Below are 24,481 nucleotides of genomic sequence, written 5' to 3' on the forward strand. Positions count from 1 at the left end.
TCATCACGGGGGCCTCCATGGTTCTGACTCGCCGCACCTTCCTTCAGACCACCGCCGCCGCCGCGGCCGCCGCCGCCCTGGGAACGGACGCCCTCGCGGCACCCGCGCCCGCCAAGGCCGACAAGAAGCTGCCCAAGCCCCTCCGGATCCTCATCCTGGGCGGCACGGGCTTCCTGGGCCCCGCCACCATCGAGGCGGCCCTGGGCCGGGGGCACCAGGTCACCATGTTCAACCGCGGCAAGACGCGGCCCGACCTCTTCCCCGCCGTGGCCCGCCTGCAGGGCGACCGGGACCCGAAGAAGGGCGAGGGGCTCACGTCCCTGGAAAAAGGGGAGTGGGACGTGGTCATCGACAACTCGGCCTACTATCCCCGCCACGTGGCCGCCTCGGCCTCGCTCCTGGCCAAGCGCTGCAAGAGCTACATCATCATCTCCAGCATCTCGGCCTACAAGGAGCCCAATCCCGAGAACGGCACCGAAACGGCGCCCCTGGCTGTCCTGGCCGACCCGGCCGTGGAGGAGATGGGCAAGGAGTACCAGAACTACGGAGGCCTCAAGGCGCTGTGTGAGCAGGCTGCCGAAAAGGCGATGCCCGGCCGTGTGGCCGTTGTGCGCCCGGGCTACATCGTGGGGCCGGACGACGCCTCCGGGCGCTTCGCCTACTGGCCGGTGCGCATGGACCGGGGCGGGGAGATCGCCGTGCCCGGTTCCGCGGACGACCCGGTCCAGATCATCGATGTGCGGGACCTGGGCGCCTGGCTCGTGCGGCTGGCCGAAGATGGAACCACGGGCCTCTTCAACGCCTGCGGTCCCGAGCGCAAGCTGCCCTGGGGCCGCCTGGTGGCCGCCTGCGTCCAGGCCACGCCCGCCAAGTCCACCCTCACGTGGATCCCCACGGAATTCCTCGCCAAGCAGGAGGGCATCGAGTTCCCCATCTGGGCCCCCTATGCGGGCGAGACCAAGGGCTTCCACACCTGGAGCAACGCCCGGGCCGTGGCGGCGGGCCTGCGCTTCAGGCCGTGCGAGGAGACCGCCAAGGACACCCTGGCCTGGTACAAGACCCAGGAAAAGGTGGAAAAGGGCCGGACCCGTCTGGCCGGGCCCAGCCCTGAAGCGGAAGCGAAGCTCCTTGCCGCCTGGAAGGCGGCAAGGAAATAACTAGAAGGTCACCCGGGCGCCGATGGCGTAGTTCCGGGGCTGGTTGGCCTGGAAGGCCTGGCCGCGCTTGCCGAAGCCCGAGAAGGGCGACGGGCTGGTGTTGGGGGAGCCGTCGCTGTTGATCTTGATCCCGTCGTAGTTGGCGCCGTAGTCGTAGTTGTTCAGCAGGTTCTGGACCGCCAGGTAGGGTTCGATGGTCACGGCCTTGGTGATCTTGAACCGGTGGGCCACCTTGGCGCTGATGTCCAGGTTCCAGCGGCCGTACTCCGTCCCTATGTATTCGATGGGATGGGACTGGTCGAAGCCCCCGGCCGTGCCCAGCTCGTTGTTGTACTGCTGGGTCACGTCATAGGCCTTGCCGCTGTGCCAGGAGCCCAGGAACGAGATCATGGTGCCGAAGTCGAACCTGTGGGAGTAGCTGAAGGACCCCTCGATGCGGTCGGTGCCGGCGCTGATGCGCTCGGAGCTGGTCTTCCAGTTGTACTGGGCGCCCTCGCCGTAGAGGCCGCCGGTGTTGCCCGAGGCGTCGAAGGCGCCTCCGGCGCCGCCCTCCGAGGACTTGGCCTCCTTGAAGGTGATGGAGAAGATGAAGCTGTTGTTGGCGTCGGCGTAGGAATACTTGGCCTGCAGCTGCTTCATGCTGGCGGTCTGGTTGGAGAAGAAGATGGTGTCGCCCAGGTCGTTGCCGTTGGCATCCAGCTCCACGAGGTTGGGTGCGGACCCGTCGGGGCCGGCCAGCTGCGTGGTGAGGTGGCGGCTCTTGGAGTAGACGAGGGTGACGTCCACGCCGCTGCGGTCGTTGATGCGGTAGGCGAATCCGACATTGAAGGCGTCCGTGGTGGGGTACTGGAAGTCGCTGGAGAGCAGGCTCTTGCCGCCGGTCTCCGGGGTGGCCGTGGCGAGCCAGCCGTTCACGGTGTTCCGGAAGTAGTCCCGGAGCCCGCCCACGTTGTTCGCGTAGTTGTAGGGCGTCAGGTCCACGGGCAGGACGATGTTGTGGCCGTTGACCTGCCCGATGACGCTGCCCGCGCTGAAGTTCGTCACGTTGCCCGAACTGAAGGGCGTGATGTGGTTGTAGGCGAAGGCGGCGGAGTTCCGGGCGCGGATGGGAAGGCCGTTGGACAGGTTGGAGAGGCCCCGGCTGAAGCCGGTGACGTTGTCGATCACCTGGGCGACGAAACGCCCGGCGCCGAACTTGATCACGAGCTTGTCATCGCCGTAGGGGCGGTAGAGGGCCTGGAGGCGGGGCTCGAAGTATTTCTTGCCCGTGGGGGCGCTGCCGTCCATGCCGGACAGGATCGGGTTGTACTGGTGGATGTAGGAGTAGATGTCGGAATACCGGTCCTTCAGGTAGTCCAGCTGGGTGTCCCAGTCCAGGCGGGCGCCGAAATAGACGCTCCAGTTCGGGTTGATGGTCCAGTCGTCCTGCAGGTAGATGCCATACTGCTTGTAGTCGATGCCCTTCTGGAGGCCGTTGGCCACGAAGGCGACGGCCACCACGTTCTGGTTGGCGGAGACGGTGCTGTTCCAGCCGGTCTTGTAGTTGATGACCTGGCCCGTGACCGGGTCCACGCCCTCCACCACCATGCGGTAGAGGCCGGTCTCGCCGAAGAACAGCTGCTGGTCCGCGTAGGTGGTGCGCTGGTAGTCGATGCCGCCCTTGATCGTGTGGGACCCCGTGATCCAGGTGAGCTCGTTCTTCCATTCCCCGCGCTTGATGCCGGTGTTCTGCAGGGCGTTGGGGTCGATGCCGCCCCAGCCCCAGTTCTGGGCGTCGGTGCGGTGCCCCGGGAAGCCGGCGGGGATCACGGCGCTGTAGCTGCCGCTGTTCACGTAGTCCAGGACGGCCGCGGGCGAGCCGTTGCCCGGCGCGCCCTGGGAGTCGGGCGAGATGAAGTTGGCGTAGCTGAAGTAGCTGTAGTGGCTCTCCAGCACCAGGTTGGAATTGATGTTCCAGGTCCACCGCGCGCCGGCGGCCCAGGTGAGGTCCCGGTCGGTGCCCAGGGCCGAGGGGGCGATGTTGCCGGCGAAGGAGGTGGTGCGGGGGAAGCCCTGGTGGGCGATCTTGTCCTGGCTGGTGCCGTAGTTGAGGCTGAGGTTCTGGTCCTGGGAGATGTTCCAGTCCAGCTTGGCGTAGACGGTGCGCTTCAGGCTCTCCTGCCGGGTGCCGCCCAGCTCGGGGTAGAGGCTCAGGGCGTAGGGCTGGAAGGGGAAGGAGGCGTCCGTGGACTGCTGGCGCTCGGCCGAGACCATGTAGAAGAGCTTGTCCTTGAGGATGGGGCCGGAGACCGTGAAGGCGTAGCTGCCCTTGGTGTTGTCGTTCTTGGTGCCCTCGTCGGTGACCCGGGCCCGCATGGACTGGTTGGTGTACTGGGCCGAGAGCAGGCCGGTGAAGTCGTTGGTGCCGGACTTGGTCACCACGTTGAAGAAGCCGGCGGTGGACCGGCCGAATTCGGCCTTGTACTGGTTGGTCACCACCTGGAACTCGGCGATGGCGTCGATGGGAACCGACAGAACGTAGCCGCCCACGTCGGTGGAGTTGTTGTCGGCGCCGTCGACCGCGAAACTGGTGCCGCGGCCCATGCCGTCGCCGGTGGTGATGTAGGAGAAGGCCTTCTTGGTGGGGTCCACCTGCGACCCGGAGACGATCTGCACGCCCGGGGCCAGCAGGGCGGCCTGGTTGATGTCCCGGCTCACGATGGGCAGGGAGCTGATGACGTCCTGGCCCACCGTGGTGCCCATCTGGGCGGAGGAGGTGTCGATGGCTTCGGCCTGGGCGGAGGTGGCGAGGATCTCCACCGTGGCTCCGGCCTGGGCCGTCGGCCACTTGAGGAAGTTGGCGAAGGTGTCCTGGCCCAGGACGACGGTGGCCTGGCTCCTGTAGGACTGGCCGCCCTGGGCGTAGGTGATCTGGTACTCGCCCAGGGGAAGGGCCACGAATGCGAAGAGACCGCTGGCGTCGGTGGCGCCGGACCTCACGAAGGAGGTCCGGGGGTTCGTGATGGTGACGATCACGCCCGACTTCGGGTTGCCCTTGGTGTCGGCGACCCGGCCCTTCAGGGCGCCGGTGGCCTGCTGGGCAAGGAGGGGGGCGCCGGCGACGAGCGCCAGGGCGGCGAAACGTATGTAACGGGGGAGTGCGCTCATGGCGATGGTCTCCAGGGTGGCGGAAGCGCCGTCGAGAAAACGTGTGCTGAAACACCTTCCTCTCGACATGGAAGGATCCCTGCCCCGAGGGGACAGGGATGACCGGTGAGGGCGGGGACAGGGATGGGGAGCCAATGCATCGAATGCATATGTAAAAAACGAAGCTAAAATGAATCCGACCGCGGTCATTGGCAAGGGGGCGATCGAAAAAAAGTTAAAAACACGGGAACTTTTATATTTATTCAAGCACTTTGGCCAATTTTTATTAGGGAATCATCCCATTTCCCCCTGGATACGTATTCACGACCCTTCGGTATGGAATAAATCGGCAGGAAATAAATTCGTCGGGGAACTCCGGGAACCTTCCCGGGATCCCGGACACCTTTCCTTTTGACACGGGTTCCACCCGGAAAACGGCTGACTGGCTCCCAGCCGCGGAAGGAATGGACCCGTTGCCCGAGAGAACAGGAAAAAGGCCCCTGCGCAACCAGGGGCCTTTCGTTCGTTCAGTTCACGGGGTCCGTGACGTAGAGGTCCGAAGTCAGCACTCTGACGAAGGAGTAGGCCAGGGAACGGCCGTCGGGGGTGATGGCCACCCCCTTCAGCTGCCCCACACCGGAGCGGTCCGAGGGACCGGCGTCCGTCCATGGGGTCCGGCGGCCGGTCGCCAAGTCCAGACGGACGATGCGCGCCGGAAGGGCCGAGAGGTCCGCAAGGAAGATGGAATCGCCCGAGGCGTGCCACTGGATGGGAACGTCGGCCTCGCCGAGGCCGCCCAGGTCCTGGAGGCGGCGGCCGTCCAGCGAGGATATGACCAGGTGGCCCTTCAGGGGACCCAGGGCCACCTTGGCGCCGTCGGGGGCGACCACGCAGAAGGCCTCCGGGGCGAGGGCGCCGGGCCAGGGCCGCGCCGGACCGCCGGCCACGTCCTGGATGTAGCCCCGGAAGACCCCATCGGGCCCGGTGCCGCCCATGAGCACCTGGCGGTCCCCGTCCACGAACACGGCCCAGTCGGCCCGGATGTCGCGGGCCAGGGGCCTGGGGGCGCCAGGGCCGGCGGGGAGGAGGGCGAGAGTCTTTCCGGCGTCATTGGAAAGGACGGTGGCCCAGCGGCCGTCCCGGGAAAGGCTCAGGGGGTCCCCGTCGCCCAGGCGCACGGCATCCGCGCCGTCGGTTCGCCGCAGGTAGGCCCCGCCGGGACCGGAGCCCTCCAGGGTCTCCCCGATGAGCACACGGCTGCCGTCCGGGGAGAGGTCCGCCAGGATGGAGGTGTGCAGCCAGGAAAGGTCGCGGTCCACGCGGTCGCCGGGGCCCCGGAACAGGAGGGTGGTCTTGTCCACGGACTGGTCCACCAGCAGGCGGCCGGTGCGGGAGATGTCCTGGACGTTCATGCGTCCCAGGACGGTGTCCAGGATGCGCTGCCGGCCGCCCAGGGTCACCGAGCGCAGGTCCCGGCGGTCATCGGGGTGCCGGTAGGTGAAGAAGATGCGCCGGCCGTCCGGGGACCACTGGAGGGAGTCGCACCCGCCCTCCACGAGGACCGTTCGGTGCCCCTCCAGATCCACCACGGACAGCGATTCCCGGCCGATGCCCAGGTGTTCCAGGAAGGCCACCCGGTCGCCCCTGGGACTGACCCTGGGGCAGTCGAGGATGTAGGGGGTGACGGGGGGGCCGTCATAGAGCCGGTGGCCGATGGGGTAGTCCAGGACGAACTGGCCCTTGGGGCCCGCCCGCACCACCGCCATGGACTGGCCGTCGGGGCCCCAGTCCGCTGCGAAGACGTTCTCCAGCAGTTCGCGGGGAGCGCCGCCGGAGAGGGGGGCCAGGGCCAGGGTGCCCTCGGCTGCGCCCTGTTTGCGGAAGAGCAGGGCCATCTCGCCGGTGGCGGAGATGGAGAGGATGCGGGTGCCGGGAGGCAGCCCCAGCGGGCGCGCGCCCACGCCGTCGGTTCGGCCCACCATGAGCTGGGCGGGCTGGCCGTCGTTGGCCAGCCCGAATACGAAGGTCTGGCCGTCGGGAGAGAAGCGTGCCCCCTCCATGACGCCCCGGCGATAGGTGAGGCGGTGGTAGACCACGGGTTCGGCCGCGGTGCCGCGGCGGCCGGCGGCGAACGCCAGGGCCGCCAGGGCCAGGACGCCGGCGGCCAGGGCCGTGCGGAGGGCCCAGGGGGGCAGGGGCCGAAGGCGCGGCCGGAGGAGGATGGCCGATTGCGGAAGCGAGGCGCCCTCCAGGGCGAAGACCAGGTCCGTGGCGGACTGGAAGCGCCGCCGTGGATCCTTTTCCAGACAGCGGAGGAGCGTACGCTCCAGCACGGGGGGCAGGCCGGAACCCAGGGCCGGGGGGTCCTCCTTCAGGATGGCGTGCATGGTCTCCACCATGGAGGGGCGGCGGAAGGGGGGCGTGCCGGTGACCAGCTCGAAGAGGATGATGCCGAAGGAGAAGAGATCGGACCGGTGGTCCACGGACCAGCCGTTGACCTGCTCGGGGGACATGTACCCGGCGGTGCCCATCAAGGTGCCTGCCTGGGTGAAGGCCTGGGAGGCGCGCCATTCACGGGTCTCGTCCGGATCGCCGGAGGGGTGGGCCAGGAGCTTGGCCAGGCCGAAATCGAGGATCTTCACGAGGCCGTCGGGGTCCACGAAGATGTTCTCGGGCTTCAGGTCCCGGTGGATGATCTTCTTCTCGTGGGCAACCGCCAGGCCCCGCGCCACCTGCACGGCGATGGCCAGCGCCCGGCGGACGCCAAGGGGCGGGCCGTCCAGGAGGTCCCGCAGATTCCGGCCGGAAAGAAGCTCCATGACGATGTACGGGGCGCCGTCCACCATGCCGGTGTCGTACACCTGGAGGATGTTGGGGTGGTTGAGCAGGGCCACGGAGCGGGCCTCCTGCTCGAAGCGCCGGAGCTGGTCCGGGTCGGCGGCGAAGGCGGGCTGGAGCACCTTGATGGCCACGTCCCGCTCCAGGCGCGGATCCCGGGCCCGGTAGACCTCGCCCATGCCGCCGGCGCCGATGGGGGCGAGCAGTTCGTAGGGACCGAGGAGGGTTCCGGGCGGGAGGCTCATGGGAGGAGCTTCAATCTACCAGCAAACGCGGGTCGATCCCCAATGACTGGAGCAGGTCGCCGATGAAATAGAGGGAGCCCGAAACCAGGCGGGGAATGGCTTCGGGGGCCCTGAGCCGGGCCGCGGCCTGGGCGATGTCCAGCACCTCGCAGCCTTCGCCCCACACGGCGCGAAGGGCCTGGGAGGTTGCGTAGCGGGGGTTCTCTCCGCGCACGAGGGTGACCCGGGCCGGGCGCATGCGGGCCAGCTCGTCCCGCATGCCGGCCAGGTCCTTGTCGCCCATGGCGCTGAAGTAGAGGTGGGGGCTTACCCCGGTGGCCACCGCGTGGTCGGCCAGGCGCCTGGCGCCGTCCAGGTTGTGGGCGCCGTCCATGGTCACGCCGGGCAGGCCGGGCACGGCCCAGAGCCGGCCGGGCCAGGCGGTGCGGCCGATGCCCTCCCAGGCCCTGGCCTCGGGCAGGCCGAGGCGGCGGAGCACCTCCCAGGCGGTGGCGAGGTTCTCCAGCTGGTGGGCGCCGGCCAGCGGGATGCGGTGGCCCTCCACGAGGCTGTGGTCCCAGGCCAGGGTCTGGGCGGCCATGGCCGGGGCGGGGTACAGGATGGGGCGGCATTCCAGCAGGGGCCACACCCATGCGGGATCCAGGCGCGGACCGAGGACCAGGGGGCGGCCTTGGCGGGCTGCGCAGAGCTTCTCCCGGGCGATGGCCTCCCGGGTGGGACCCAGGTACTGCATGTGATCCAGCTCGACGTTGGTCAGCACGGTGATCAGGGGATCGGACGCGTTGGTGGCGTCCCAGCGGCCGCCCATGCCCACCTCCACCACGGCGATGTCCACGGCGGCCTCCCGGAAGGCCAGGAAGGCGGACGCAATCATCAGCTCGAAATAGGTCGCCTGGATGCCCAGGGCCGCTTCGGCCTTGAAAGCGTCGGTCAGGAGCGCGTCCAGGTGGGCGGCTTCCAGACCGGCGCCATCGATCCAGATGCGCTCACCCGGGGACACCAGGTGGGGGGAGGTGGTCCACCCGGCCCGCAGGCCGCAGGCGCGCAGCGCGTTGACCAGGAAGGCGCCGGTGGAGCCCTTGCCGTTGGTGCCGGCCACCAGGATCACGGGGCAGCACCGCTCGGGGCGGCCCAGGCGGGCCAGCAGGCCCCTCGGATTCTCCAGGCCGCACTTGATGCCCCAGTGCCCGCGAGCCTCGAGCATCCGCAGGCGGGCCAGGTCACCCATGAGGATCGGTCATCCAGTCCAGGGCCGTGGCCACGAATTCCCGCAGGCGGTCCCGGGGCACCACCTTGTCCACCATGCCGTGGGCCTGGAGGAACTCGGAGCGCTGGAAGCCTTCGGGGAGGGTCTGCTTGATGGTCTGTTCGATGACCCGCGGGCCTGCGAACCCGATGAGGGCCTTGGGCTCGGCGATGTTCAGGTCGCCCAGCATGGCGTAGCTGGCGCTGACGCCGCCGGTGGTGGGGTCGGTGAGGATGGAGAGGTAGGGCAGGCCCGCGGAGTCCAGCCGGGCCAGGGCCGCGCTCACCTTGGCCATCTGCATGAGGGAGAGGGCCCCCTCCTGCATGCGGGCCCCGCCCGAACAGCTGACGATGATGAAGGCGCAGCGCTTCCCGAGGGCCCGTTCCGCGCCCAGGCGGAGCTTCTCGCCCACCACGCTGCCCATGCTGGCGGCGAGGAAGTCCCAGTCCATGACGCCCATGACGACGGGGTGGCCCTTGAGGGTCCCCTCCACCACGAGCACGGCGTCGTGGTCGTGGCCCAGGCCGTGGAGCTTCTTGAGCTGGTCGGCGTAGGGCTTGGCGGCGGAGAATTTCAGGGGGTCGCCGCTGCGGAGTTCCCCGAAAAGCTCCTCGTAGCCGGGGTCCATGACGGACTCAAGGCGCTCGGCGACGCCGATGCGGAAGTGGTAGCCGCACTTGGGGCAGACGTTGCGGGTGTTGGCGAGTTCGGCGCGGTAGATCAGCTCACGGCAGGCGTCGCACTTGATCCACAGCCCTTCGGGAACCCGGACGGTGCGCTCCTCGACCGCGGTCTTCTGCTGACGCTTCTTGATGAACCAGGACATCGCACCCCCGGACGAGAACCTTAACGGCTTCCCGGCCCCTTTTTCAAGCCTTCGAAGATGCGGTCCAGCTCCGCTTCGCTGCCGTAGTGGATCTGGAGCGATCCGCCCTTGCCCCTGGGCTTGATCTCCACGCGGGTGCGCCAGGCCTGGGTGAGCTCCTCGGCCGCGGCTTTGATGAATACGGCATGAGGATGGTGGTGCCGCCGGGCCTTGCCCTTCACGGTGCGGGCGAGCTTGTGCACCCGGGCCTCCAGGGCCCGGACGCTGAGCTGCTTGTCCACGATCTCGTCGGCGAGCTGGTCCAGGACCCGGGCGTCGTCGACGCCCAGCAGCACCTTGGCGTGGCCGGTGGAGAGCTTGGCGAAGGACACCATTTCCTGGATGCGCGTGGGCAGGCGCAGGAGGCGCAGGGTGTTGGCCACCTGGGGGCGGGATTTGCCCACCCGGTCGGCCACTTGCTCCTGGGTGAGGCGAAGGTGCTCGCCCAGCTGGAAGTAGGCCTTGGCCTCCTCGATGGGATTCAGTTCCTGGCGCTGGATGTTCTCCACCAGGGCGAATTCCAGCAGGCGGTCGTCGGGGACGTCCTTGATGACCACCGGGACGGTGGCCAGGCCGGCCCTCTTGGCGGCGCGCCACCGGCGCTCGCCGGCGATGATCTCGTAGCGGTCGCCCACCTTGCGGGCGACGATGGGCTGCACCATGCCGTGCGTCTTGAGGCTGGCCGCCAGATCGTCGAGCAGCGCCTCGTCGAAGTGGAGGCGGGGCTGGTGGCGGTTGGCCACCAGGGAGCCCACGGGCACCTCGCGGTTGCTGGTGTCCTCGGGAGCCAGCTGGCTCATGAGGGAGGTGAGGCCCCGGCCCAGGGCGGGTCGTTTGGGGGTGGTCATGCGGGTCCTCGCGGGATGAGGGGTTCTTCGATCCCCAGCCACTCCTTGGCCAGATTCAGGTAGGCCTGCGCCCCCTTGGAACGGAGGTCGTAGAAGGCCACGGGCTTGCCGTGGCTGGGCGCCTCGGCCAGGCGGATGTTGCGGGGGATCTGGGTCTGGAAGACCTTGCCGGGGAAGGCTGCGCGCACTTCCGAGGCGACCGCCGAGCCCAGGTTGGTGCGCTCCTCGGCCATGGTAAGGAGGATGCCGCCCAGCTTGAGGGCGGGGTTGGGCCCGGCCTGGATGCGGCGGATGGTCTCCACCAGCTCGGCCAGCCCGTCCATGGCGAGGAACTCGCAGGGCATGGGGATGATCACCTCGTCCGCGGCCGTCAGCGCGTTGAGGGTGATCATGCCGAGGCTGGGCGGGGGATCGATGAGGATGTAGTCGTACTTCCCGAGGACGGGCTTCAGGGCCCGGCGCAGCACCTGCAGCTCGGGCAGCTCGAAGAGCTCGAATTCCAGCTGGGCCAGGTCCTTGCCCGCGGGCACCACCTGGAGCATGGGCACCTCGGTGGTCAGGACCAGGGCCTCAACCGGCGCGCCCTTCATGAGGGCGTACGAACCCGCGCGGTGGTCGGGTTTGGGGAAGCCCAGACCCGTGGTGCTGTGGCCCTGGGGGTCGAAGTCCACCAGGAGCACGAGCTTTTCCATCATGGCCAGGGATGCGGCCAGATTGATGGCGGACGTCGTCTTGCCGACGCCGCCCTTCTGATTGGCCAACGCGATGATCCTGGCGGTCATGACAGGACCTCGGCGGCGGGGTTCGGGATTGGGGGCACCTGGGAAACCTCTGCGTGGAACAACGAAAAGTCTAGCAGGTTCCACGGCGGGTGTTCATTAGGTCGTTAAGGGATTCCTCGACCCGGGCCAGCACGCCGTCCCAGGTGTGGCCGTCCAGCTGGCGGAAAAGGCGGAAGGTCGGGTACCAGGGGGAATCTTCCCGGTCCAGGAGCCAGCGCCAGTCCGGCACCAGAGGCAGGAGAAGCCAGGCGGGCACCCCCATGGCGCCCGCCAGGTGGGCCACGGCGGTATCCACCGTGATCAGGAGGTCGAGCTTCGCCAGGACGCGGGCCGTGTCGCCGAAGTCCCGCAACAGCGGGGCCAGGTCGCGCAGGTTGTCGAAGGGGAGGCCGCCCTCGTAGCCCACCTGGAGGCTGTACCAGTCCACGCCGGGGACCCGGCCGAGGGCTTCCAGGCTGGCGAGGGGCAGGGTGCGCAGGGCATCCAGGGAATGGTCCCGGGTTCCGGCCCACACGAGGCCCACCTTCAGGTTCGGGGAGGGGAGCACCGCGTCGGACGCGGGGGAGGGCTCGGGGGGCGCGAAGACGTAGGGCACTTCGGCGGGAATGGAGTCCAGGCGCGTGCCCAGCACCCGGGGGACGGAGAGCAGGGGCAGGTGGAGGTCATAGCGCGGCACGGGGTCCGCGAGGGTGAACCAGGTGTCCACGCCCTGGACCGACGCCAGGACGGAGACGAGCTGGGGCTGGACCAGGGCCGCCACCCGGCCGCCGAGGGCCCGGATCCGGGCCGCGTAGCGGATGAACATCAGCGTGTCGCCGAAGCCCTGCTCGTAATGAAGGAGCAGGGTCCGCCCCGGGAAGGGGGAGCCGTCCCACAGGGGCGCCGGGGTCTCGACCCGGGGGAAGACCTCGTTGGGAGGCTCGAAGCGGCTTTCATAGCCGTCCCAGCCCTCCTGGAAGTTGCCGTACGTGAGCTGGAGGAAGGCCATCTCCATGCGGGCCTTGGGCCCGGTCATCTCCTGGTCGATCACTTCCTTCCACAGGGGCAGGAGTTCGGCCCAGGCCCTGCGCGGGAGCAGCTGGTCGATGAGGTAGTGGCGGATCCCGGGATCCCGGGGATCCAGGGCCCTGGCCCTGCGGAAATGGTCGTCCGCCGAGGCGCCCTGACCGGCGAGGCTCAGGCCCAGGGCCAGGTGGCCGGAGGCGTTCCCGGGTTCCAGCTCGAGGAGGGCGCTGGCGTAGGCCTGGGCTTGGGCGTAGCGCCCAAGGCCCAGGCAGGCGCCGGCGACGTTCTGGAGGGCCGCCGGATGGCGGGGACAGGCCTCCAGGACCTCCCCGCCGAGGGCGAGGGCCTCCTCGTGCCGGCCCAGGCGGACCAGGAGGCTGGAGAGGTCGACCTTGACGTCGATGCGCCCGGGATCGGTGCGGAGCAGGAGCTTGTAGGCGAGAACGGCCCTGCCGGACGCCCCCTCCCGGTCCAGGCGGCGCGCTTCCTTGAGGGCGGAATCAGGATCCATGGCGTTCGCTCGCGAGGCGGTTGAGGGATTCTACGATTCTCGCCACCACATCATCCCACCGGCTGCCGTTCTGCTGACGGAACAGGCGCAGGGTGGGGTACCAGGGGGTGTCCTCCCCTTCGAGAAGCCAGCGCCAATCCGGCAGGAGCGGAAGCATCAACCAGACGGGGAGGCCCATGGCGCCGGCGAGATGGGCCACGGCGGTGTCCACGGTGACCAGGAGGTCCAGCTGCTCCAGGACGCGCGCCGTATCCCCGAAGTCCCGCAGCCGTGGCGCCAGGTCGCGCAACCCCTCGAAGGGGAGGCCGCCCTCGTAGCCGACCTGCAGGCCGTACCAGTCCACGCCGGGGACTCCGGCCAGGGCTTCCAGCCCGGTGAGGGGCAGGGTCCTGAGGAAGTCGAGGGTGTGGATCCGATTCCCGGCCCACACCAGGCCGACCTTCAGGTTGGGCGAAGGCTCGACGGCGCCGTCCGCCGGGGAGGCCCCCCGGGGTGCCCGGAGGTAGGGGATGGGGGCCGGAATGGACGCCAGGCGGGTGCCGAAGACCCGGGGGAGGGACATGAGCGGCAGGTGGAGGTCGAAGGGAGGAACGGGATCGGCGAGGGTGAACCAGTGGTCCACGCCCGGGCACGATCGGAGCACCGGCAGGAGCTCGGGCTGGACCAGGGCCGCCACCCGCCCGCCCTTGGCCCGGGCCAGCGAGGCATAGCGGATGCACATGAGGGTGTCGCCGAAACCCTGCTCGTAGTGGAGGAGGAGGGTCCTGCCCTCGAAGGGGGAGCCGTCCCAGAGGGGCACCGTCGGTTCGAGCCTCGGCGCCGCGCGGTTCGGCGGGGTGAAGCGGCTTTCGTAGCAGGTCCAGCCCTCTTCCAGGTTCCCGTAGGTGAGATGGAGGATGGCCTTCTCGAAGAGCGCCAAGGGGCCCTCCATGGTCCGTTCGATGACCTCCAGCCACAGGGGCCGGACTTCGGACCAGGCCCTCCGCTGGTACAGGGACCGCAGAAGGGCGATGCGGATTCCGGGATCCTCCGGATCGAACTCCCGGGCCTTCCGGAACAGGGCCTCGGCCTCGAGGGTCTCCCCGCGCGCCGCCGCGCAGAGGCCGAGGCCCTGGCAGGCCCATGCGCAGCGGGGATCGAGCTGGAGCAGGCCCCGGCAGTGGCGCTCGGCATCGTCGTAGCGCTCCAGGGCCAGGAGCGTCCCGGCGAGGTTCTGCAAAGCGCCCCGGTGTCCGGGCCGGGCCTCCAGGGCCTCGGTGCAGAGGTCCAGGGCCTCGGGGTAGCGTCCCATCTGGAGCAGGAGGCCGGCGAGGTCGACCTTGGCCTCCAGGCATCCCGGATCCGTGCGGAGGACCAGCTTGTAGGCCAGGGCCGCGCGGCCGGGCTGTCCCTCCCGGTCGAGCCGCCTCGCTTCCTGGAGGCTGGCCTGGGTTTCAGGATCCATCGGCGAGCTCCCGGGCGAGGTTGGCGAGGACCGGGGCCCAGGCGCCGGGGGAAGGCTGCCGGTGGATCCGCACGGAGGGGTACCACGGGCAGGCCGAACCCGACATGAGCCACCGCCAGTCGGGGAAGAAGGGCAGGAGCAGGTGCGTCCGCACGCCCATGGATCCGGCCAGGTGGGCCACGGCGGTGTCCACCGTGACCACGAGGTCCAGCTGGGCCAGGGCCCACGCGGTGTCGGAGAAGTTCCTGAACTCGGCGGCCAGGTCGGCCAGGCCCGGCAGGGGCGGCAAGGCGCGGGGGTCCATCTGCAGGCTCAGCCAGCGGGTGCCGGGCACCGCGGCAAGGGGCGCCAGGAGCGCCGGGTCCAGGCTGCGGCGGGCGTCGTCCTTGTGGGCGGGGCTGCCGGCCCACACGAGCCCGGCCTTGAGCCCGGGGCCCTGGAGCTTCAGGCGAAGGGCCTCCGGGGGGACGTGGCCCGCCGGGGGGCCCATGGGCGCGGGGGGCGGCAGGTCCCCCGGCGTGCTTCCGAAGATCGCGGGCAGGTCCAGGAGGGGCGCGTGGAGGTCGAAGGGGGGGAGTTCGTCGTCTTCGGCCAGCACCTGGTCCGCGCCGGGGACGGCCCCGAGCAGGCCCATGAGGCAGGCGTACGTCTGGAACAGGACGCGGCCGCCCAGGGCCCGGGCCATGGGCAGGTACCGCGCGAACTGCAGGGTGTCGCCCAGGCCCTGCTCCACCCAGACCAGGAGCGTCCTTCCGGGGAAGGGGCCCCCGTCCCAGGCCGGCTCGTGGAACCCGCGCTGGTTGTCCATGCCCTGGGGCACGTCGAGCCTCGCGTGGAAGTCGGGCCAGGCCTCCCGGTAGCGGCCCTGGAGGAGGCGCAGGTAGGCGAGGTTCCACCGGGCCTTGGGCATGCCCGGGTCCAGGCGGAGGGACTCCAGGAGCAGGGCCTCGGCCTCCCCGAACCGGCCCAGGCGCATGAGGGTAAAGCCCAGGTTGAGATTCAGCTCCGGGCTTTCCGGGCGCATGGCCCGGGCGGCGCGGTCGGCCTCAAGGGCCTCGTCCAGGCGCCCCAGGCGGGCCAGGACGCCAGCCTGGTTGGAGGTGGCCACGAGGTTCCCGGGGTCGAGGGCCAGGGCCTGGCGGAAGTGGCCCAGGGCGCCCTCCAGGTCCCCCGTGGCGTCCAGGACGCTGCCCAGGCCTGTGTGGGCCGCCGGGTTGGCGGGGACCAGGTCCAGGGATCTGCGGCAGGCCTCCAGGGCCTCCTCGTCGCGCCCGAGGGCGTGGAGGATGGACCCCATGTTGCACCAGGCGTCGGCCAGGGAGGGATCCCGGCTGATGACCCGCCTGTAGGTCAGCAGGGCCCCGCCCAGGTTGCCGGAACGCTGTTTGGCCAGGGCCTCCTGGAGCCAGGAGATGATTTCCGGCCTGGGTTCCTCCATGGGGGCGCCTCCGGGCTTCAGGATAGCAACGAAGGGTCGGCGGCGAAGGCCCCCATCACGGCCACGGGCCCCGAGAGCCAGAGCTCGCGCCAGCCTTCGCCCTCGGGGCTGGCGGTCACGGTGACCTCCCCGCCCCGGGGCAGGAGGCGCCAGGTGCGGATGCCGGTGCGCCGCGCCAGCCAGGCTCCGGCCACCGCGCACCCCGTGCCGCAGCAGAGGGTCTCGCCCTCCACCCCGCGCTCCCAGCTGCGGATGCGGGCCGCTCCGGGCCCGAGCACCTCGAGGACGTTGACGTTGGTGCCACCCGGAAGGGCCGGGTGGCGCCGCAGGGGCACGGCCAGGAGGCCCAGGTCGAGGGTCGCCACGCCGGGACGCTCCAGGACCAGCTGCGGGTTGCCCACCCAGCCGAAGGCGTGGGGGCCTTCGAGGGGGGCGGGGAAGGGGCGGAACCCGGTGCCGGGGCCCGACGGCATGAGGATCGCCACCGCGTCGCCTTCCCGGCGGAGGCGGACAGGCTCGCCGCTGGAGACCACGGCGATCTCGCTGCCCGGGGGGGCGCCGGGAAGGGCCAGGGCCGCGCGGGTGCCGTTGGAGCAGAAGGTGGCGGCGCCGTCGGCGTCCCAGTGCTCCATGCCCCAGGGCCGGCCCGGGAGGGGCCGGGCCAGGAGGAAGAGGCCGTCCAGCTTCCGGCCGGGGCAGAGGGCGCGGGCCCACGCGGGGCCGTCGCCCCCGGGCGGGAGCTCGTCCCAGGCGTAGGCGAAGGTGTTGCCCGAAGCGGAGGCGACGGTGAACATCAGCGCCGGGCGCCCCGCTCGCGGAAGGTGTAGATGGTCTCGCCGGGGCGGGCGAGGCCCTGCTGGCGGGCCAGGGCCTCGTAGAGCTCGGGGTCCCGGGCGGCGAGCCGCTTGACCTCCTCGCCCAGTTCGAGGTTGGCCCTGCGCATCTTCAGGAGCTGGCGCTGCTGGTCGAGGAGCTCGGCCTGGCGCTTGTGGAGGCTCCCGATGCCGCTGGGCGAGAAGAGCAGGATCCCCGTGGACGCCAGCCCCGAGAAGGCCAGGACGCCCCAGAGCGTGCTGGACTTCAGGAGGAGCGACGTGTTCATGGGGGTCCTATTTGCCGACGAAGGCGCCGAAGGCTTCCGCCCCCGCGTAGCGCGCGGCGGCGCCCAGCTCCCATTCGATCTGGAGAAGGCGGTTGTACTTGGCCACCCGGTCGGAGCGGCAGGGGGCGCCGGTCTTCAGCTGCCCGGCCCCGGTGGCGACCACCAGGTCGGCGATGAAGGTGTCCTCGGTCTCGCCGGAGCGGTGGCTGATGACGGCGCGGAAGCCGGCCTTGTGGGCCATGTCCACGGCCTTCAGGGTCTCGGTGACGGTGCCGATCTGGTTGAGCTTGATGAGGATGGCGTTGGAGATGCCCTCCTTGATGCCCCGGGCAAGGATGGCCGGGTTGGTGACGAAGAGATCGTCGCCCACCAGCTGGATCTTGTCGGCGAGCTTGGTGGTGAGGAGCTTCCAGTTCTTCCAGTCGCTCTCGTCGCAGCCGTCCTCGATGGTGAGGACCGGGTGCCGGTCCACGAGGCCCGCGTAGTAGTCCACGAGCTGGGGCCCGGTCTTCCGGCTCCCGTCGATCTCGTAGCCCTTGTCCTTGTAGAACTCGCTGGAAGCGCAGTCCAGGCCCAGGTAGAAGTCCTTGCCGGGCTTGTAGCCGGCCTTCTTGATGGCCTCCTCGATGAGGGTGAGGGCCTCCTCGTTGCTGCCGAGGTTGGGGGCGAAGCCGCCCTCGTCGCCCACGCCCGTGGAGAGCTTCTTGGCCTTGAGCACGCCCTTGAGGTTGTGGTAGACCTCGGCGCACCAGCGGACGCACTCCCGGAAGGAGGGGGCGCCCACGGGGAGGATCATGAACTCCTGGATGTCGACGTTGTTGTCGGCGTGGGCCCCGCCGTTGAGGATGTTCATCATCGGGACGGGGAGGGTGCGGGCCGAGGCGCCGCCCAGGTAGCGGTACAGGGGCTGGCCGCAGGCGTTGGCCGCGGCGCAGGCGATGGCCATGGAGGTGCCCAGGAGCGCGTTGGCCCCCAGGTTGGACTTGTTCTCGGTGCCGTCCAGGTCCAGGAGGAGCTCGTCCAGTTCGGACTGCTGGAAGGGATCCATGCCCTCGAGGGCGTCGTTGATCTCGGTGTTGATGGCCTGCACGGCGCCCAGGACGCCCTTGCCGAGGTAGCGCTTCTTGTCGCCGTCCCGGAGTTCGAGGGCCTCGCGGCTGCCGGTGGAGGCCCCGGACGGAACCATCGCCTGGCCGATGGTTCCATCATTCAGTCTGACCCGGGCCAATATCGTCGGATTTCCTCGACTATCCAGGACTTCGAGGGCGGAAATTCGATCTATCAATTTCATGGCTTTATCCGGGTCTGCTTTCGTACGGGGTTTAAGACGGGGAGGAATGTCCTAACTAGCTTAAAGTAGGGACATTATTACTTCTTGACGGCCTTCTTGGCGGCCGGCTTCTTGGCGACGGCCTTCTTGACGGCCGGCTTCTTGGCGACGGCCTTCTTGGGGGCGGCCTTCTTGGCGACGACCTTCTTGGGGGCGGCCTTCTTGGCGACGACCTTCTTGGGAGCGGCCTTCTTGGCGACGACCTTCTTGGGGGCGGCCTTCTTGGCGACGACCTTCTTGGGGGCGGCCTTCTTGGCGACGACCTTCTTGGGGGCGGCCTTCTTGGCGACGACCTTCTTGGGGGCGGCCTTCTTGGCGACGACCTTCTTGGGGGCGGCCTTCTTGGCGACGGCCTTCTTGGGGGCGGCCTTCTTGGCGACGACCTTCTTGGGGGCGGCCTTCTTCACGGCGGGCTTCTTGGCCGCGGGCTTCTTGGCGGCGGGCTTCTTGGCCGCGGGCTTCTTGGCGGCGGGCTTCTTGGCCGCGGCCTTCTTCACGGCGGGCTTCTTCGCCGCGGGCTTCTTGGCGGCGGCCTTCTTGGCGGCCGGCTTCTTGGCGGCGACCGGCTCGGCGGCCGTTTCGACGGGAGCGGTGGTCTCGTCGGGCTGATTGATGTGTTCCATTGGGAACTCCTTTTTGCCCTTGCGGGCGGGTTGGGGGGATTGGGTGGTTGACTGTGGTTTGCCGGTTGGAACCGAACCACCCGCCTTCGGTTTGTCGCTTTCGACGACACCCGCCGCGGCCTTGGCGGGCCTGGTGCCCTTGGCCGCGGGGCCTTGCTGCGCTTCCTGCTTGCCCTTGGACTTGACGGGCTTCTTGATCACCTCGACACCGGCCAGGATCTGCGCCAGTCGCTTGCCGGGATAGAACTCATCCAGCAGGGCGTCCCCGACGATGACGCCATGTACTCCCATCCCCTCCAGCTGCTGGATCTGCTGGAGGGTACAGACGCCGGCTTCCAGGATTCGCAGGCATCTGCTCTGAGGGACCTTCTTCATCAGGGTGAGCGCCTCCTCCCACCGGGGCTCCCATGTGTCGAGGTCACGGCCCAGCACACACACGATATCGGCATCGGCCTCCAGGGCCCGCTTCAGGTCGGCCTCGCTGGCCACCTCCACGATCACGTCCAGGCTCTTGGCCCGGGCGAGCTTCGAGAGGGCCGCGAGGCGGTCCGGCTCCAGGAGGGCGGCCATGAGCATCACGGCGTCGGCTCCCAGGATCTTGCTCTCCTCGATCTGGTACTCCTCGAAGATGAAGTCGTGCCGGATGAGGGGCACCTTCACGGCGGACCGCACCTCGGACAGGTGCTTGTCCTCGCCGAAGAAGAGGAAGCGGTCGGTGGCGACCGAGATGGCCCTGGCGCCGTTCTCCACGAGGCTCTTGGCGTGGGTGGAGGCCCTGTAGGCTTCCCTCACCTGGCCACGGAGCGGGTTGCCTCCGGCGGTCTCGGCGATGATGGAAATGCCGGGCTGGCTCAACTCCTCCTTGAGGGAGTGGTGCCCCTTGTAGGCGTCCTTCACCGCTGCAGGGCCTTTTTGCTTTTTGATCTCGATGTCCAGCGCCTTAAATATCTGGACTTTTTTCAACATTTACAACCCCCGGATCTCACTGCTTCCAGACACGTTTTTGTACCAGGAGCCTCATGAGAATGTTCTTACTACAAACCACTAAACCAGCGTTCCTAAAGAGGTCAACAGAATTGTGAATTCTTTTCGCGATTGCGCCCGAGATTTTTTCATCGAAGGACCATTTTCGGAATCGCTCCGGATGCCCCAAACTAGGGGCATACAGGAGCGCGCCCATGGAAGCCACCGTTCTCGACCACCCACTTTGCGACCACAAGATCTCTCTGCTGAGGGACCGGAAGACGCCTGGAATCCTGTTCCGGCGGGTTCTCGAAGAGCTCGGCCTCATCCTCGCGGTGGAGTGCACGCGCCATCTGCCGACCGAGCCCGTCGCCGTAGAGACGCCCCTGGAGCGGACCCAGGGGCGCCGCCTCACGTCCCTCGATCCCGTGGTGGTACCCGTCCTCCGCGCCGGACTCGGGCTGCTGCCCCCGTTCCTCCAGCTCCTGCCCACGGCGAAGGTCGGGCACCTCGGCCTCTACCGCGACCACGATTCGCTGGTGCCCGTGCCCTACTACCGCAACTTCCCGCCCCTCCTCGACCAGAGGTACGTCTTCATCCTCGACCCGATGCTCGCCACCGGCGGCAGCGCCTCGGAGGCCGTGAGGCAGCTGAAGGTCGCCGGCGCCCAGCGCATCACCCTCGCCTCGGTGCTCGCGGCGCCCGAGGGCGTCGCCCGCCTCCAGCAGGACCACCCCGACATCCGCATCTTCGTCGCCGCGCTGGATCGCGAGCTCAACGACAAGGCGTACATCCTCCCGGGCCTCGGCGACGCCGGGGACCGCCTCTTCGGGACGCTCTAGGAAGCCCGGGGGGGGCTTCCGGGCACCGATGCCATGGCAGCCTCCCCGGAGGGCTCCTGGGGGCCTTCCAGGGTGAGGGCAGGGCCATTCCGGCGCCGGAACCAAGCCCGGCTTCCTTCCCTTTTCATCCCCGTCCACCCCCGGCAAGGGGCCGACGCGACCCGCGGCGCAACGCTCTGGCGCGCCGCGGGAGCCCAGGCCTCAATTGGCCGGGGATGGACGGGGATGGGAAAGGATTGAAAAAATCCTGGCAATCAACCCCGGGCAGGCTTGTAGCCGCTCAGGGCCCGGCTGCCCTTGCTGCGGGCCAGGAGTTCGTCCCGGACGGCCCCGCGGATGGCGTTGAGGTGGTTCACCTGGGTCTCCAGGCGCCGGCCCAGCTCCTGGGCGCGGGCGAGGATGTCGGGCCACCGGGGGCCCTTCTCGGCGCCGGCCAGGGCCTCCTGGAAGGCGGCGTGCCACCCGGCCACCTTGGCCGGGTCGGGGTCGTCGATGAGGGTCGCCAGGAGCCGTTCCAGGTCGTCCAGCGAAGCCGCTATCCTGCTGTCGCTCATCCCACCATGCCCTGGGGGGAGAAGGCGGGAGGCTGGGCCGTGCCCTGGCGCTGGTCCAGCTCGGCCCAGGCGGCCTTCATCTCGCCGATCTGGCGCTCCAGGACCTCGAGGCGCTCGGCCTGGTTCTTCTGGCTGGCGTCGAAGAGCTCCTTCAGCCACCAGTCGTAGATGCGGGTGAGGTTCACGACCAGCTCGCCGCCGCCCTCGTGGTCGAGGCGGATGGCCAGCTCCTCGACGATGGAGGAGACCCGGTTCACCATGCGCGCCCGGGTGGCGATGTCCCGGCGGCGGATGGCCGCCACCGCCTGGATGAGGAACTTCTGGGCCCCTTCCAGGAGCATGAACATGATGTGCTCGGGGGTGGCGCCGTTGATCTGCTGCATGAGGTACTGGTTGGCGACAGCACCGCCGTAGTTCGGGTTCATCGGGATCCCCCACTTGAGTTTCGTCTTCCGGAGGTGATGGCTAGATCCCCGAGAGACTTTGTCCTGCCGCGTTCAATTGTCCCACGGTGGCTTCGAGGTTCGAATAGAGCTTCTCCAGGCTGGCCTTGCTTCGGGCCAGGAAGTCCTGCTGCTGGAGTATCTGCTGGGAAAGCGTATAGTTGGACGCGCTCAGGTCCTGGATGATGCCGCCGATGTTGCCCGAGGTCACGGAGGTGAGGCTGGTGTCCAGGTCCTGGAGCAGCCTCGAGATTCCGGTGGAGACGCCGAGGGTGCCCGAGGCCCCGCTGGAGGCCTTGACCACAAGGCCCTCCAGGGAGGTGCCGGTCACGCCGTAGAAGTAGCCGTCGGTGCTGGTCAGGGTGTTCGTCTCGGTCGTCCCGTCGGCCTTTTGGTTCTGGAAGGTACCGGTGAGGACCCCGTTCACGGTGGCCACGTTGAAGGAGATGGGGGACTTCGTCGTGTTGCTGCCGGATCCGACGAACGTCAGGAGGGGGCTGGTCGAGGTGGCGGAGTTGGCGAAGAGGTTGCTGACGCCCGCGGGGTCCTTGGTGAGGGCGGCCTTGAAGGCGGTCGTGTCCAGGCTGATGGTGCCGTCCTGGTTGGTCTTGAGGCCCACGCCCGCCGCGGTGGTGAAGGTGGCCGTGCCGGGCAGGCCCGAGGGGGCCCCCATGAGGGTGCTGGAGACCTGGGCCACCATCTGGCGCAGGCCCATGTCCATGTTGAACAGGCCCTTGGTATAGGATCCATCCGAGTTCTGGGTGAAGGTGGTCTTGGACTTGTAGTCGTTGTAGAAGGTGTTGAACTTGTCCACCACGTCCTGCATGGCCTTGGCGGCGGCGTCCTGGTCCTGGGTGACGGAGAGGGTCGTGGCCTTGGTGAGGTCCGTCTGGGCCTGGTTCAGGTTGAAGGTGACGCCCTGCACCGCGTCGCTGACGGAATTGGAGGACCGGTGGAGCTCCACCCCGTTGAGGATGAAGTCGGAGTTGGTGGCGGCCTGGGAGGTCGACGTCCCCGCGCCCAGCGTGCTGCCGGCGGGGGCCGTGAAGGAGAAGGAGGTGGCCCCTGAGGCCCCCTGGCCGGTGTTGTTGGCGCTCAGCACGAGCTGGCTGGAACCGTCGGCGCCGGTCTGGATGACCGCTGCGTTGACATTGATGGCCGTGCCGTTGGCGTCCTTGGCGTTGTTGATGGCCGCCGCCAGTCCGGCAAGGCTGTCGTTGCCGGCGCTGACGGTCACCGTGAAGGCTTTGCCGTCCATGTCCGTGAGCGTGTAGTCGCCGACCCCGATGGCCGCGTTGGGGAGCATGGTGGTGGGCATCACGAGCCTGGCCCGGGTGGCCAGGCTCTTGACGATGACGTCGTACTGGCCCGGGGCGGCCCCGCTGGCCGTGGCGGTGACGTAGGCGCCGGTGGAGTCCGTGCTGGTCACCTTGTTGCTCTGGAAGCCGCTCGTGCCCAGGGTGGCCATGGAGATGGAGAGGCTGGTCAGGTCGGTGGAGAGGGTCTGCAGGGCGGCCGTTTTGGAGTTGTTGACGGTCTGCTGGGTCTGCATCCGGACCATCGGCTGGCTCTGCTGATTGATGATCGCGGCGATGAGCTGGTCGGTGGGCAGGTTGGTCGACAAGCCTTGGAAGCTGATTCCGGATGCCACTGGACCCTCCTTTCCCGGTGCGGGGCAAAAACTGCTGCCTCAGAGACTCTTATCAAGAAGAATGCCAGAGTGACCCTGCTTCTCGGCCATGCGGAGGTTCCGGGCCTGCTGCACCACCTCTTCGGGCGGGAGCTGGCGAATCACCTTGTTGGTGACCGGGTTGACGACCCTGAACACGACGATGCCGGCCTGGTAGTCGGGCTGGAACTGGAGGTTGGAGGGCAGGCTCTTCAGATAGGACTGGAAGGCCTGGGCCGCCTCCTCCATGGTCATTTCCGGGGAGACCTGCTTGTTGGATACCCCCGAGGCGGTGGAGAGTTCCAGCTTGGTGGCCGCCTGGGCCGTCGCGGCGGCCTCCTGGATGGCCTTGCCGGAAGCGGAGGCGACGGTGGTGGGCGTGGCGGTGGTGGTGGTGGGCCTGACTGCGCCCTGGACGGACTCCGCCTGGGCCGCCGCGTAGGCCGCGGCTGGAGGGCTTGGACCCGGACTTCCGGTGGGACTGATGGGATCAGACATGGATTCCTCCTGGATTTCCATGGGCATGGGAGGAGGACCTTGCGGCCCTCCCCCCATGTTAGCTATCCGATGGAGTCAGTACTTACTGAAGGAGGGCCAGGATCTGCTGGGAGCTCTGGTTGGACTTCGCCAGGGCGCTCGTTCCGGACTGGTTGAGGATCTGGAACTTGGTGAGGTTGACCACTTCGTCCGCGATGTTGGCATCCATGATCTGGCTGCTGGCGGCGGTGAAGTTCTGCACCTGGACACCGAGGATGTCGGAGGTGGCGTTGAGCTGGGCCTCGTTGGCGCCGATGCTGGCGCGCATGCCGCTGACGGATTCCAGGGCGGCGGCGAGCTTGCTGACGACGCTGCCGGCGGCGGTGGAGCTGGCGAGGTTGTCGCCGGTGGTCCCGTTGGAGACCAGGCCGAGGGCCGCGGTGCTGGCGGTGGCGACGGAGCCCAGGGAGACGGTGAGGGAGCCGTAGTCGCCCGCCTGGACGGCGACCGAGGTGGTGGAGCCGGCGGTGCTGCTGAAGATGGCCGCGCCGTTGAACTTGGTGGAGACGCCGATGTTGCCCATCGTCTTGATGATGTTCTGGAACTCGGCGTCCAGGTTGGCCCGGTTGGAGTCGCTGATCGTGCCGGTCTGGGCCTGCTGGGCCAGCTGGGAGGCGCGGGTCAGGAGCTGCGTGACCGAGTCCAGGGCGCCGTCAGCGACCTGCAGGTAGGAGACGCCGTCGTTGGCGTTGCGCTGGGCCTGGGTGGCGATCTTGATGTCGGCGTTCAGCTTGTTGCCGATGGCCAGGCCGGCGGCGTCGTCGGAAGCCTTGTTGATGCGCTTGCCGGTGGTGAGACGCTCGATGGTCTGCTGCAGGTTGCCACCGGTGATGCCCAGCTGACGGCTGGCGTTCAGGGCTGCAACGTTATTCAGAATGGAAGTCATGGCATCCTCCGTGATGCTAATGGCGGC

General features: G+C 68.7%; 20 protein-coding genes. 2 read left to right on the plus strand and 18 right to left on the minus strand.

From position 1 onward, the window contains the following. Nucleotides 1-17 precede the first annotated feature (17 nt). Complete coding sequence (locus tag ACZ5MC_RS00665; protein WP_464516835.1) at nt 18-1,157, plus strand: NAD-dependent epimerase/dehydratase family protein; 1,140 nt, start codon at nt 18-20, stop codon at nt 1,155-1,157. Here ACZ5MC_RS00665 and ACZ5MC_RS00670 read toward each other — a convergent pair whose 3' ends face one another. The 13 genes from ACZ5MC_RS00670 to ACZ5MC_RS00730 form a co-directional block, all read right to left on the minus strand. Beyond that, entirely contained in the window at nt 1,158-4,304 is a 3,147-nt protein-coding gene (locus ACZ5MC_RS00670; protein WP_306598330.1) for a TonB-dependent receptor, read from the minus strand. It abuts the gene before it with no gap. Nucleotides 4,305-4,810: 506 nt separating this feature from the next. After that, nucleotides 4,811-7,366, minus strand: a complete 2,556-nt coding sequence (locus ACZ5MC_RS00675) for a protein kinase domain-containing protein (protein ID WP_464516836.1) — start codon at nt 7,364-7,366, stop codon at nt 4,811-4,813. A gap of 10 nt (nt 7,367-7,376) precedes the next feature. Continuing rightward, a complete protein-coding gene (locus ACZ5MC_RS00680) occupies nt 7,377-8,594 on the minus strand; it encodes a bifunctional folylpolyglutamate synthase/dihydrofolate synthase (protein ID WP_464516837.1) in 1,218 nt (405 codons plus the stop codon). Continuing rightward, complete coding sequence (gene accD, locus ACZ5MC_RS00685) at nt 8,587-9,438, minus strand: acetyl-CoA carboxylase, carboxyltransferase subunit beta (protein ID WP_306598333.1); 852 nt, start codon at nt 9,436-9,438, stop codon at nt 8,587-8,589. Before accD ends, ACZ5MC_RS00680 begins: the two co-directional genes overlap by 8 nt. A 20-nt stretch (nt 9,439-9,458) precedes the next feature. Beyond that, entirely contained in the window at nt 9,459-10,325 is an 867-nt protein-coding gene (locus tag ACZ5MC_RS00690; RefSeq protein ID WP_306598334.1) for a ParB/RepB/Spo0J family partition protein, read from the minus strand. Then, nucleotides 10,322-11,107: a ParA family protein gene (locus ACZ5MC_RS00695; protein ID WP_306598335.1), complete on the minus strand. Its 786-nt coding sequence runs from the start codon at nt 11,105-11,107 to the stop codon at nt 10,322-10,324. Before ACZ5MC_RS00695 ends, ACZ5MC_RS00690 begins: the two co-directional genes overlap by 4 nt. 70 nt (nt 11,108-11,177) lie before the next feature. After that, a complete protein-coding gene (locus ACZ5MC_RS00700) occupies nt 11,178-12,623 on the minus strand; it encodes a glycosyltransferase family 9 protein (RefSeq protein WP_464516838.1) in 1,446 nt (481 codons plus the stop codon). Beyond that, nucleotides 12,613-14,067 (minus strand): tetratricopeptide repeat-containing glycosyltransferase family protein, encoded by a 1,455-nt coding sequence (locus ACZ5MC_RS00705; protein WP_306598337.1) that lies wholly within the window; start codon nt 14,065-14,067, stop codon nt 12,613-12,615. Before ACZ5MC_RS00705 ends, ACZ5MC_RS00700 begins: the two co-directional genes overlap by 11 nt. Further along, nucleotides 14,057-15,505 (minus strand): tetratricopeptide repeat protein, encoded by a 1,449-nt coding sequence (locus ACZ5MC_RS00710; protein ID WP_306598338.1) that lies wholly within the window; start codon nt 15,503-15,505, stop codon nt 14,057-14,059. Before ACZ5MC_RS00710 ends, ACZ5MC_RS00705 begins: the two co-directional genes overlap by 11 nt. A 17-nt stretch (nt 15,506-15,522) precedes the next feature. After that, the gene (locus ACZ5MC_RS00715) at nt 15,523-16,299 is read right to left on the minus strand and encodes a diaminopimelate epimerase (RefSeq protein WP_306598339.1); all 777 of its coding nucleotides are present in this window, start codon (nt 16,297-16,299) and stop codon (nt 15,523-15,525) included. Next, a complete protein-coding gene (locus ACZ5MC_RS00720) occupies nt 16,299-16,607 on the minus strand; it encodes an FtsB family cell division protein (RefSeq protein WP_306598340.1) in 309 nt (102 codons plus the stop codon). The genes ACZ5MC_RS00715 and ACZ5MC_RS00720 overlap by 1 nt, the downstream gene beginning before the upstream one ends. Before the next feature lie 7 nt (nt 16,608-16,614). Next, nucleotides 16,615-17,898: a phosphopyruvate hydratase gene (eno, locus tag ACZ5MC_RS00725; RefSeq protein ID WP_306598341.1), complete on the minus strand. Its 1,284-nt coding sequence runs from the start codon at nt 17,896-17,898 to the stop codon at nt 16,615-16,617. A gap of 77 nt (nt 17,899-17,975) precedes the next feature. Further along, nucleotides 17,976-19,526: an indole-3-glycerol phosphate synthase TrpC gene (locus tag ACZ5MC_RS00730; RefSeq protein ID WP_464516839.1), complete on the minus strand. Its 1,551-nt coding sequence runs from the start codon at nt 19,524-19,526 to the stop codon at nt 17,976-17,978. A 212-nt stretch (nt 19,527-19,738) separates the two neighbouring features. On the opposite strand from ACZ5MC_RS00730, the gene upp reads away from it, so the two are divergent. Next, the gene (gene upp, locus ACZ5MC_RS00735; protein ID WP_306598343.1) at nt 19,739-20,365 is read left to right on the plus strand and encodes a uracil phosphoribosyltransferase; all 627 of its coding nucleotides are present in this window, start codon (nt 19,739-19,741) and stop codon (nt 20,363-20,365) included. A 254-nt stretch (nt 20,366-20,619) separates the two neighbouring features. Here upp and ACZ5MC_RS00740 read toward each other — a convergent pair whose 3' ends face one another. From ACZ5MC_RS00740 to ACZ5MC_RS00760, 5 genes are all read right to left on the minus strand, one after another. Continuing rightward, nucleotides 20,620-20,919, minus strand: coding sequence for a hypothetical protein (locus ACZ5MC_RS00740; protein ID WP_464516840.1), 300 nt, complete (start codon nt 20,917-20,919; stop codon nt 20,620-20,622). Continuing rightward, complete coding sequence (gene fliS / locus ACZ5MC_RS00745) at nt 20,916-21,344, minus strand: flagellar export chaperone FliS (protein WP_306598345.1); 429 nt, start codon at nt 21,342-21,344, stop codon at nt 20,916-20,918. Before fliS ends, ACZ5MC_RS00740 begins: the two co-directional genes overlap by 4 nt. Before the next feature lie 40 nt (nt 21,345-21,384). Then, the gene (gene fliD, locus ACZ5MC_RS00750; RefSeq protein ID WP_464516841.1) at nt 21,385-23,013 is read right to left on the minus strand and encodes a flagellar filament capping protein FliD; all 1,629 of its coding nucleotides are present in this window, start codon (nt 23,011-23,013) and stop codon (nt 21,385-21,387) included. A gap of 39 nt (nt 23,014-23,052) precedes the next feature. Then, nucleotides 23,053-23,529: a flagellar protein FlaG gene (locus tag ACZ5MC_RS00755; protein ID WP_306598347.1), complete on the minus strand. Its 477-nt coding sequence runs from the start codon at nt 23,527-23,529 to the stop codon at nt 23,053-23,055. 82 nt (nt 23,530-23,611) lie between these two features. Continuing rightward, a complete protein-coding gene (locus ACZ5MC_RS00760) occupies nt 23,612-24,454 on the minus strand; it encodes a flagellin (RefSeq protein ID WP_306598349.1) in 843 nt (280 codons plus the stop codon). Nucleotides 24,455-24,481: the final 27 nt, after the last annotated feature.

Source organism: Mesoterricola sp. JemC181, from assembly GCF_055384585.1.